The 10,159-nt window shown below is 66.6% G+C and carries 10 protein-coding genes; all 10 read right to left on the bottom strand.

All coding sequences use genetic code 11. The features are described 5' to 3' along the window. Positions 1–130 precede the first annotated feature (130 nt). From L0D17_RS12370 to L0D17_RS12325, 10 genes are read right to left on the bottom strand one after another with little or no spacing between them, the layout of a single operon-like run. Positions 131–1,255 (bottom strand): cysteine desulfurase family protein, encoded by a 1,125-nt coding sequence (locus tag L0D17_RS12370; protein ID WP_243095589.1) that lies wholly within the window; start codon positions 1,253–1,255, stop codon positions 131–133. Positions 1,256–1,264: 9 nt separating this feature from the next. Beyond that, a complete protein-coding gene (locus tag L0D17_RS12365) occupies positions 1,265–1,711 on the bottom strand; it encodes an RrF2 family transcriptional regulator (RefSeq protein WP_243095588.1) in 447 nt (148 codons plus the stop codon). Positions 1,712–1,726: 15 nt separating this feature from the next. After that, positions 1,727–2,533, bottom strand: coding sequence for a metal ABC transporter permease (locus tag L0D17_RS12360; protein WP_243095587.1), 807 nt, complete (start codon positions 2,531–2,533; stop codon positions 1,727–1,729). After that, the gene (locus L0D17_RS12355) at positions 2,526–3,266 is read right to left on the bottom strand and encodes a metal ABC transporter ATP-binding protein (protein ID WP_039455907.1); all 741 of its coding nucleotides are present in this window, start codon (positions 3,264–3,266) and stop codon (positions 2,526–2,528) included. Before L0D17_RS12355 ends, L0D17_RS12360 begins: the two co-directional genes overlap by 8 nt. A 40-nt stretch (positions 3,267–3,306) precedes the next feature. Then, positions 3,307–4,137, bottom strand: a complete 831-nt coding sequence (locus tag L0D17_RS12350; RefSeq protein WP_243095586.1) for an ABC transporter ATP-binding protein — start codon at positions 4,135–4,137, stop codon at positions 3,307–3,309. A 45-nt stretch (positions 4,138–4,182) separates the two neighbouring features. Further along, entirely contained in the window at positions 4,183–5,379 is a 1,197-nt protein-coding gene (locus L0D17_RS12345) for an ABC transporter substrate-binding protein (protein ID WP_243095585.1), read from the bottom strand. 11 nt (positions 5,380–5,390) lie between these two features. After that, entirely contained in the window at positions 5,391–6,458 is a 1,068-nt protein-coding gene (locus tag L0D17_RS12340; protein WP_039455903.1) for a branched-chain amino acid ABC transporter permease, read from the bottom strand. After that, positions 6,455–7,348, bottom strand: coding sequence for a branched-chain amino acid ABC transporter permease (locus L0D17_RS12335; protein WP_243095584.1), 894 nt, complete (start codon positions 7,346–7,348; stop codon positions 6,455–6,457). The genes L0D17_RS12340 and L0D17_RS12335 overlap by 4 nt, the downstream gene beginning before the upstream one ends. After that, positions 7,345–9,279, bottom strand: a complete 1,935-nt coding sequence (locus L0D17_RS12330; protein WP_243095583.1) for a long-chain fatty acid--CoA ligase — start codon at positions 9,277–9,279, stop codon at positions 7,345–7,347. The genes L0D17_RS12335 and L0D17_RS12330 overlap by 4 nt, the downstream gene beginning before the upstream one ends. Then, positions 9,276–10,037 carry an ABC transporter ATP-binding protein gene (locus L0D17_RS12325; protein WP_243095582.1) on the bottom strand — a complete coding sequence of 254 codons (762 nt, stop codon included), beginning with the start codon at positions 10,035–10,037 and terminating at the stop codon, positions 9,276–9,278. Before L0D17_RS12325 ends, L0D17_RS12330 begins: the two co-directional genes overlap by 4 nt. Between the last annotated feature and the right edge of the window lie 122 nt (positions 10,038–10,159).

The raw sequence follows: 10,159 nt of genomic DNA, 5'->3' as shown, positions 1-10,159 counted from the left end.
CCTTCTGCCGCCAAAACCTCGCCGCCTACAAGGTGCCCCGCATCATCGCCTTCCGCGATAGCCTCCCCAAGTCCAGCGTGGGGAAGATCCTGAGGCGGGAACTCAGGGAGGAGTTCGCCAAGAAGCAGGGCTAGCCCCGGGCGCGCGCCACCGCCTCCTTAAAGGCGGCCACCGCCTTGTCCACCTCCTCGAGGGTGGTGGCGCGGCCCAAGGAGAAGCGCAAGGAGGCCTTGGCCTCCTTGGGGGAGCGGCCCAGGGCCAGGAGGACGTGGGAGGGCTCCAGGCTCCCCGCGGAGCAGGCGGAGCCCGAGGACACCGCCACGCCCAAGAGGTCCATGGCGAGGAGCAAAGCCTCCCCGTCCGCCCCCTTCACGGTGACGTTCGTCAGGTGGGGCAGGCGGGCCGTGGGGTGGCCGTTCCGCTCCACCCCGGGCACGGCGAGGAGGCCGGCCTCGAGGCGGTCCCTTAGAGCGGCGAGGCGCGGGGCCTCCTCGGGGAGAAGCCTTAGGGCCTTCTCCAAGGCCACCGCCATGCCCCAGGCCAGGGCCGGGCTTGGCGTCCCCCCCCGCCTCCCCCCTTCCTGGCTTCCCGGCACCAGGGGAAGGAGGTCCACCCCCTGGCGCACCAAAAGGGCCCCCACCCCCTTGGGCCCGTGGAATTTGTGGGCGCTCAAGGAAACCAGATCCGCCCCCACCTCATCCGCCCGGAAGGGAACATGCCCCACCGCCTGCACCGCATCCGTGTGGAAAAGAACGCCGCGGGCATGAACCAGTTCGGCCATCTCCCGGACGGGGTAAAGGGTCCCCACCTCGTTGTTGGCCGCCATGACGCTCACCAGGATGGTGTCGGGCCGGAGGGCCTCCGCCACCTGCTCGGGGTAGACGAGGCCCGTGGGGTCGGGCCTAAGCCGGGTGACGGCGAAGCCTAACCGCTCCAAAAGGCGCAGGGCCCCGAGCACCGCCGAGTGCTCCACCTCCGTGCTCACCACGTGCCCCCGCCCCTTGGCCAAGGCCACCCCCAAAAGGGCCAAGGCGTCCGCCTCCGAGCCCCCGCTGGTGAAGACCACCTCCCGGGGCCTTACCCCCAGAAGGGCGGCCACCTTCTCCCTGGCCCCCTCCAGCACCCGCCGGGCTTCCTGGCCGTAGCGGTGGATGCTGCTGGGGTTGCCAAATACCTCCTCCACTCCCCGCATGGCCTCCCGCACCTCGGGGTCCAGGGGGGTGGTGGCGGCGTGGTCCAGGTAGATCCCGCGCACCTCCTAAGCCTACCCCGCGGGCTCCAGCTGGATGAGGCGCCTCGCCTCTATGAGCTTCCGTTCCTCAATGAGGTCCTTGAGGGTGGTCCCCCCCAGAACCTGGCGCATGGCCAGGTCCACCCGCTTCCAGAGGAGCTCCGTGGAGCACTGCCCCACCTTGGCGCAGCTTTCCGGGTCCTCAATGCAGGAAACGGGGGCCAGGCTCCCCTCCAGGGCCTCCACCACCTCCAGGGCGGTGACCCGCTCCGGGGGGCGGGCCAGGCGGTACCCCCCCTTGGCCCCCCGCACGGAGCGGATGAACCCCGCCCGGCGCAGCTGGGCGGCGATCTGCTCCAGGTAGTGCTGGCTGATGCCCTGGGCCTCGGCCACCTCCTTAAGCGGCACCGCCTCGGGGGCGCGGAGGCCGATCTCCACCAGGGCCCTTAGGCCGTACTGGGCCTTCGTGGAAACCCACATGCCCTAAGTATATCCCTATTTGCCGTGCGGAAATAGCCATTTTGTGAAGGCAAGGGCAAAGAACCCCGCCTGGGCCAGGACCACGCTGGCCCCGCTGGGCCAGTCCAGGAGGAAGGAGAGCAAGAGGCCTAAGAGGGTGGAAAGGGCGGCCAAGAGGAGGGAAAGGAGGGTCATGCGGGCGAAGGTGGGGGAAAGGAGCCGGGCCGTGGCCCCGGGGATGACCAAAAAGGCCGCCACCAAAAGCACCCCCACCACCTTCACCGCTAAGACCAGGCTCACGGCGAGGAAGCCGGAAAGAAGGTAGTCGTGGAAGACCACGGGCAGGCGGTCCGCCAGGGCGAGCTCCCGGTCCAAGGTGGCGTAGGCCAAGCTCCCCCAAAGGGGGAGGAGGAAAAGCCCCAAAAGGGCAAGGAGCCCCAAGGCCCAAAGGTCCTCAGGCCCCACCGCCAAGAGGGAGCCGAAGAGGTAACCCATGGCGTCCCCCACGTACCCCTTGGCCTTGGCCAGGAAGACCGCCCCCAAGGCAACGGAAAGGGCGAAGAAGACACCGATGGCGGTGTCCTCGGAAAGCTCGGTGCGTTCCTTCACGAAGGTGATGGCGAGCGCCACCACGAAGGTGAAGGGGAGGGCGAACCATAAGGGCTCTCCCCGCAGGAACAGCCCCAGGGCCACCCCGGCGAAGGCGGCGTGGGCCAGGCCATCCCCCAGGAAGGAAAGCCGCCTTTGCACCACGAAGGGGGAAAGGAGCCCGGCCAAGAGGCTCACCAAAAGCCCGGCCAGGAGGGCCCGCTGGAAGAAGGGATAAGCCAAGGCCTCAAGCACCGCTACCCCCCACGTAAAGGCCGTGGGCGTGGCCCAGGTGGCCGAAGGCCTGGCGGAGGCACTCCTCGCTTAGGGCCCGTTCAGGAGGGCCGAAGCCCACCACCTTGCGGTTGAGCACCAGGACGTGGCTGGCGTGGTGGGCCGCCTCCCAGTCGTGGGTGACCATGAGGACCGTGGCCCCCGTTTCCGCCTGATAGGCCTCGAGGTAGCGGTAAAGGTCCACCTCCCCCGCCCGGTCCACCCCCGTGGCGGGCTCGTCCAGGAGGAGGAGCCGGGGCCGGCGTACGAAGGCCCGGGCCAGGTAGACCCGCTGGAGCTGCCCCCCGGAAAGCCGGCCCAAGGGCCTTTCCGCCAGGCCCTCCGCCCCCACCCGGGCCAAGGCGCGAAGGGCCTCCGCCCGCACCTTGGAGCTCAGGCGGAAGGGCCAGCGCCCGAGAAGCCCCGTGGCCACCAGCTCCAGGGCCAAGGCGGGGAAGGAGCGGTCAAAGGCCTTGATCTGGGGCACGTAGCCGAACCACAGGGGGTCGGCCTCCGCCAAGGGACGCCCCAAGACCCGCACCCTCCCCCGGAAAGGCACCAGGCCCAAGAGGGCCTTGAGGAGCGTGCTCTTCCCCGCCCCGTTGGGCCCCACGATGGCCACGAAGGCCCCTTCCGGCACCCGGAAGGAGACCCCCTCCAGGGCCCAGAACTCCCCCAGGCGCACGGCGAGATCCTCCACCTCCAGGGCCCACACGCCCTTAACGATACTGAGTTTTCACTATTTGGTCAAGGGGCTACATGAAGCGCTTGCGCCTTTTGTAGGCCTTCACCTCCTTGAAGCTCTTCCGCCCCCCGCCCTTGGCCACCCCCAGGTAGAACTCCTGGACGTCGGGGTTCTCCAAAAGGTAGTCCCGGTTCCCCTCCAACACGATCCGCCCCGTTTCCATGATGTAGCCGTAGTGGGCGATGGAAAGGGCCACCCGGGCGTTTTGCTCCACCACCAGCACCGTGACCCCTTCCTCGGCGTTCACCCGGGCCACGATGTCAAAGATCTCCCGCACCAAAAGGGGGGCCAGGCCCAAGGAAGGCTCATCCAGGAGAAGAAGCCTCGGCTTGGCCAAGAGGGCGCGCCCGATGGCGATCATCTGTTGCTCCCCGCCAGAGCAGTAGCCCGCCAGGCGGTGGCGGAGGTCGGCCAGGCGGGGGAAGTAGTGGTAGATGCGCTCCAGCTCCTCCTTAAGCCGGGCGTCTTTGCGGGTGAGGGTCCCCACCCGCAGGTTCTCCTCCACCGTGAGGTGCTTGAAGACCCTCCGCCCCTCCAGCACCTGGACGATGCCCAGCTTCACGATCTCCTCGGGGGGCAGGCCGTGGATGGGCTTTTCCCCGTAGAGGATCTCGCCCCGCACCACCTCCCCGTCCTCGGGGATGAGGAGGCCGGAGATGGCCCTTAGCGTGGTGGTCTTCCCCGCCCCGTTGGGGCCTAAAAGGGCGGTGATCCGGCCCTCGGGCACCTTGAGGGAAACCCCTCTCAGCACCTGGATGATGTCGTGGTAGACCACCTCAATGTTGTTGACCAAAAGCAGGATGGAACCGAGGTCTTCTGGGCGCGTGGGGTTCAGGCTCATGGCGCGAGGGAAAGGCCCGGGGGGTCGCCCCCCGGGCCTAAGGGGCTACTTGCCGTAGTGCACCTTGCGGAAGAGGGCTGAGGTGAAGGGCTCGGTGATGGGGACGAAGCGGCCTCCCTTGGCCTCGAGGATCCTAAGCCCCTCCGCCCCCGTGCGCTCGCTCTTGGTGAAGTCCACCTCAATCCCCTGCTTGGTGGACACGGCGAGCCCCGGCTTAAAGGCGTTGGGCCCGTTCATGCCCACGATGGCCTGGTACACGGTCTCGTTGGTGATGCGCTTGAAGCGCTCCTGGGCCCGCTTCATGGCCTCAATGGCGATGGCCGCCGCCAGCATACCCGCGGTGTAGTTGTGGTTCTCCACGTAGCCCGCCGGGCGGCCGAAGCGGGCCACCAGGTCCTTTTGCAGGCGGATGCCGGGGGTGTCGTCCTGGGGGGTGAAGTAGGGGCTCGCCCAGAGGAAGCCTTCCGCCGCCTCCCCCGCCAGGGCGATGAGGTCCACCCCGCCCGTGTACACCGCCCCCAGGTGGCGCATCTTGCCGGAAAGTCCCAGCCGGCGCGTGTCCTTCAGAATGTTGGCCACGGGGCCCGCCACGTTCTGGTGCACCACGAACTCCACCCCCGCCGCCTCAAAGCGCCGCAGGAGGGCGGTGTTGTCCAGGTTCCCCGCCCCCACCTCCTGCACGTCCACGATCTGGAGGCCGAGCTGCTGCGCCGCCTTCTTGGCGTCCTCCACCGGGGCCCGGCCAAAGGGGGAGGGGTGGACCACCAGGGCCACCTTGGCCCCCCGCTTCTGCTTGGCGATGTACTCCAGGAGGGCCACCACCTGCTCGGAATAGGTGGAAACGGGGATGAAGTAGTAGTCCCCGTTGGGCGGGTCAATGAGGCCCACGTGGTTGGAGGCGGGCAGGGTGGGGATCCTAAGTTCCTGGATGAGGGCCTTCATCTGCAGCATGGCCCCCGTGCTGTAGCCCAGGAACACCGGAATCTTGAACCGGTCCACCGCCTCCTCAAAGAGGCGCTGCGTGGTGGCGTTATCGTAGCGGTCGTCCCGCACCACGCAGCTCAGCACCACCCCCGGGATAGCGCGGGCCATGTGCCGGCAGTAGTCCTCAATCCCCGCCCCATAGGGGGCCCCCGTCTCCGAGGTGGGACCGGTGATGGCCCCCGACCAGAAAAGGGTCACCTGCTGCTGGCCCAAGGCCAGGCCCAACGCCGCCAAAACCGCCACCAAACCCTTGCGCATACTTCCCTCCTCTAGTACTTAAAAGGCCACGTGCGGAAGTAGCTCCGCACGATGCGCCACCAGTTGTAAAGCCCCCGCGGCTCAAACATGAGGAAGAGGACGATGATGAGCCCGAAGGCCAGGGGCCTTAAGGCGCTCGCCACGTCCACCCCGGCCACGCTGAAGCCCAAGGCCTTGATGAGGTTGGAAAGCGCCTCCATGTTCACGTCTAACAGGACCAGGAACAAGGGTCCGAGGAAGCTTCCCACCAAGGTGCCGAGCCCCCCCACGATGGCCATGGCCAGGTACTTCACGGAGTGGGCGAAGACGTAGTCCTCCATCACCACCGCCCGGGAGAGGTAGGCGTAAAGCACCCCCGCCACCCCGGCGTAGAAGGCCCCCAGGGCGAAGGCGAAGAGCTTGGTGCGCCCCGGGTCCATGCCCATGGCGTCCGCCGCCCGGTCGTTGTCCCGCACCGCCACCAAGGCGCGGCCGTACTTGGTCCGCAAGAGGTTGCGGAAGAAGAGGGCAAGGAGGACGAGGGTCGTCAGGGAAACGTAGTACCAGAAGTGGAAGTGGTTGCGGAAACCCGCCTCATAGCCCAAAAAGCTCCCCCGGGGCATATCCATGGCCCCCCCTTGCTTCAGGAGGGGCAGGTGGCCCACGCTCCACTCAAAGATCATCTGGAAAGCCAAGGTGGCCAGGGCCAAATAGAGGTGCTTTACCCTAAGGCTCGGGATCCCCACCAGGAACCCGAAGAAGGCGGCCACCAGCCCCCCCATGGGGATCACGAGCCAGAGGGGAAGGCCCTGGGGCGCGAGGAGGGCGGCGGTGTAGGCCCCTACCCCCATGAAGGCCGCCTGGCCGATGTTGATGAGGCCGGCGTAGCCCGTGGTGATGTTCAGGCCAAGCACGGCGATGCTGTAGACCAGGATGAGGTCCAGGATGAAGACCTGGGTGCGGGAGAGGAACTGGGGCAACACGAGGAGAAACGCCAAGAAGGCCAAGAGGGAAAGGAGCTCCCGATGGGTGGCGAAGATGGAGGTGTCCTGCGGGTAGCTGGTTCGGTAGTTGCCGGTCTGGGCCCAAGGGTTCCTCATACGCGCTCAATCTCCTCCGTGCCGAAAAGCCCGTGGGGCTTAAACCAAAGGACCAGGAGAAGCACCAGGAAGGGGAAGACATCCCGCGTGCCCCCGCCAGGGACATAGGGGTCCAAGAAGCCCGCCGCCAGGTTTTCCAAGACGCCGATCAGGATGCCCGCCACCACCGCTCCCGGAATGGAGTCAAGCCCCCCCAGGATCACCACCGGGAAGACCTTTAGGCCGATGTGAACCAAGCCGTCCAGGTTAAGCCCGGAAATGGTCCCCACCATCACCCCTCCCGCCGCCGCCGCCAAGCCCGCCGCCGCCCAGGCCAAGGCGAAGACCTTGGTCACGGAAACCCCCAGGCTCATGGCCGCCATCTGGTCGTCGGCCACGCTGCGCATGGCAACGCCCAGGGTGGAGCGCTGGAAGAACCAGGAAAAGAGCGCCAAGAAGGCCCCGGTGAGGAAAAGGGCAAGGAGCTGGGCGTAGGAAACCCGCACCCCCAGAACGCTCACCCCGCCCTCCGGAAGGAAGGGGGGATAGCCGTAGCTCCCAGCCCCGTAGGGGGTGAGGTGCAAGAGGCCATCCAGGAAGAAGGCCAGGCCGATGGTGGCCATGATGACGGAGATGATGGGCTGGCCCACCAGGCGCTTGAGAAAAACCCGCTCCAACAAATACCCCACCAAGGCGGTGAAGGCCAAGGCCAAGGGGAAAGCCAAAAGCACGGGAAGCTTCAGGTTCACCAGGAAAAAGTGGGCGGAAAAGGCCCCGATGGCCAGAAGTTCCCCCTGGGCGAAGTTCACCACCCGGCTCGCCTTGTAGATGAGGACGAACCCCAAGGCCACCAAGGCGTATATGAGCCCTAGGACCACCCCGGAAAGGAGAAGCTCTAGGAGAAAACTCACGCCAACACCTCCTCCCGAAGGTCCCACACCGGTACCCGGGCCCGCACCCGCTGCGCGGTCCCGTCCTGGTAGCGGTACTCCGCCTCCACCTCCACCTCCTTGCCCTCGCCGTAAAGGGCCTCCACCAAGGGGGCGTACTTCTTGGCGATGAGCCCCCGGCGCACCTTCCCCGTGCGGGTGAGCTCCTCGTCGTCGGCGTCCAACAGCTTGTAGAGGAGGACGAAGCGCCGGATCCTAAGCTCCTCGGGAAGCTCGGCGTTCACCCGCTCCACCTCCTTGCGGATGAGCGCCGCCACCTCCGGCTTCAGGGAAAGGTCCAGGTAGGTGGTGTAGGCAAGCCCCCGCTCCTCCGCCCACTTGCCCACCGTCTGGGGGTCAATGTTAATGAGGGCCGCCAGGAAGGGCTTGCGGTCGCCAAACACCACGGCCTCCTTGATGTAGGGGGAGAACTTGAGCTTGTTCTCCACGAACTGGGGGCTAAACACCGTGCCCCGCTCGGTGCGCATGACGTCGGAGAGGCGGTCAATGACCACTAGGTGGCCATCTTCCGTGAGGTAGCCGGCATCGCCCGTGTGGAGCCAGCCGTCCCGGAAGGTTTCCGCCGTGGCCTCGGGCCTTTCCCAGTAGCCGGCGCACACGGCATCGGAGCGGAGGAGGATCTCCCCTTCCTCGCTGATCCGCACCTCCGTGCCGGGAATGGGCAGGCCCACGGTGTCGTGGCGCACGTCCCCATCCCGGTGCACGAAAGCGATGCCGATGATCTCCGTCTGCCCGTAAATCTGCTTCAGGTTCACCCCGATGGCGTGGTAGAAGCGGAACACGTCGGGCCCCAAGGCGGCCCCGCCGGTGTAGGCGCGGCGCAGGCGCAGGAAGCCCAGCTGGTCGCGCAGGGGCTTAAAGAGGACCTGGTCGGCCAAAAAGTAGGCGAGGCGAAGGGCAAGGGGCATGGGCCTTCCCCGCATGCGGTACTCCGCCGCCCGGTAGCCCAGGCGAAGGAGCCTTTCGTACACAAAGCGGTTGAAGGCGGGGCTTTCCGAGATGCGCACCCAGATGCTGCTCTGGATCCCCTCCCAGACCCTAGGAGGGCTGAACATCACATGGGGGCCGATTTCCTTAAGGTCGCTTAGGGCGGTTTCCACCGCCTCGGGGAAGTTCACGGCGAAGCCCCCGGTGAGGGCCATGGCCACCGACATCATCTGCTCCCCGATCCAGGCGAGGGGCAGGAAGGAGAGGTAGTCGTCCGTGGGCTTCAGGGGGTCCACCTCCTGCAGGGCCACCCCCATGTGGATCAGGTTGCGGTGGCGGAGCATGGCCGCCTTGGGCCTGCCCGTGGTGCCGGAGGTGGAGGAAAGGTGGCAGACCTCCTCCGGGCTTGCGGCGAGGAGGAGCTTCTCCACCGCCTCGGGATGGCGCTTGCGGTGCTCCCTTCCCCGCTCCAACAGCTCTTCAAAGGAGATGAGCCAGGGGTCCCGGTAGCCCCGCATGCCCTTGGGATCCTCGTAGATGACGTGGCGCACGTGGGGGATCTCGTTCCGGATCTCGTAGAGCTTGTCCACCTGCTCCTGATCCTCGGCCAGGACCACGCTGGCCCCCGTGTAGGCCAGCATGTAGGCGATCTCGGGGGGCAAGGAGCTTTGGTACACCCCCACGCTGATCCCCCGCACCGCCTGGGTGCCGAGCTCGGCGTAGAGCCACTCGGGTATGTTGTCGGCGATGATGGCGAGGCGCTCCCCCGGCTCAAACCCCAAGGCCAGGAGGCCGTGGGCGAAAAGGAGGACCTTCTCGTAGTACTCGGCGTAGGTGATCTCGTTCCAGATGCCGTAGTCCTTTTCCCTTAGGGCCACCCGGTCCCCTTCCTGAAGCGCGCGAAGTCTGAGGAGCTGGGGCAGGGTGTGGCGCTTCATCTCGTAGGAGGGCCGGAGCACCTTCACGCTTCCACCCCCAAGTAGGCCTCCTGCACCCTCGGGTTTTGCGCCACGGCCTCCGGCGGGCCCTCGGCGATGACCTGGCCGAAGTCCAGGACGTAAACCCGGTCGGAGATGTCCATCACCACCCCCAAATCGTGCTCAATGAGGATCACCGTGGTGCCCTGGGCGCGGATCTCCAGGATAAAGCGCACCATGTCCTCCTTCTCCTCCAGGGTCATCCCCGCCATGGGCTCGTCCAGGAGGAGGAGCTTGGGGGAAAGGGCCAGGGCCCGGGCCACCTCCACCCGCTTCCGCACCCCATAGGGCAAGCTCCCCACCAGGGCCTTGCGGTAGGGCTCCAGCTCCATGAAGTCAATAACCTCCTCCACCAGGCGGCGGCTCCTCACCTCCTCCGCCAAGGCCCGGCCGTAAAAAAGCCCCGCCTGGAAGAGGCCGTAGCGGAGGTGGGTGTGCCGGGCCAGCATGAGGTTTTCCAGGACGGTGAGGCCCGAGAAGAGCTCAATGTTCTGAAAGGCGCGGGCGATGCCCTTCCGGGTGATCTCGTGGGGGCTTGCCCGGGTGATCTCCTGGCCTTCAAAGAGGATGCGCCCTCGCTGGGGGTGGTAGAAGCCGGAAATCACGTTCAGGAGGCTTGTCTTTCCCGCCCCGTTGGGGCCGATGATGGAAACGAGCTCCCCCTTATCCACCCGCAGGGAAACGGCGGAAAGGGCGGCCACGCCTCCAAAGGTTAGGGTGACGTTCTCCACGAGTAGCTGGGCCACGGACTCCTCCCTAACGACCGTTTGCCGGGAAGTATAAGGGGGACGGCGGGGAAATGTCAACGCTACGGGGGCTTGCCTAGTAAATTGCCTTGTACCCCGGAGGGGGCGGGAGAAGGGAGAGA

Origin of the sequence: Thermus thalpophilus (assembly GCF_022760915.1) — a bacterium.
GTDB classification, from domain to species: Bacteria; Deinococcota; Deinococci; order Deinococcales; family Thermaceae; genus Thermus; species Thermus thalpophilus.
The sequence above is the reverse complement of the archived record's forward strand: the minus strand, read 5'-3'. Positions and strand labels throughout refer to the sequence as shown.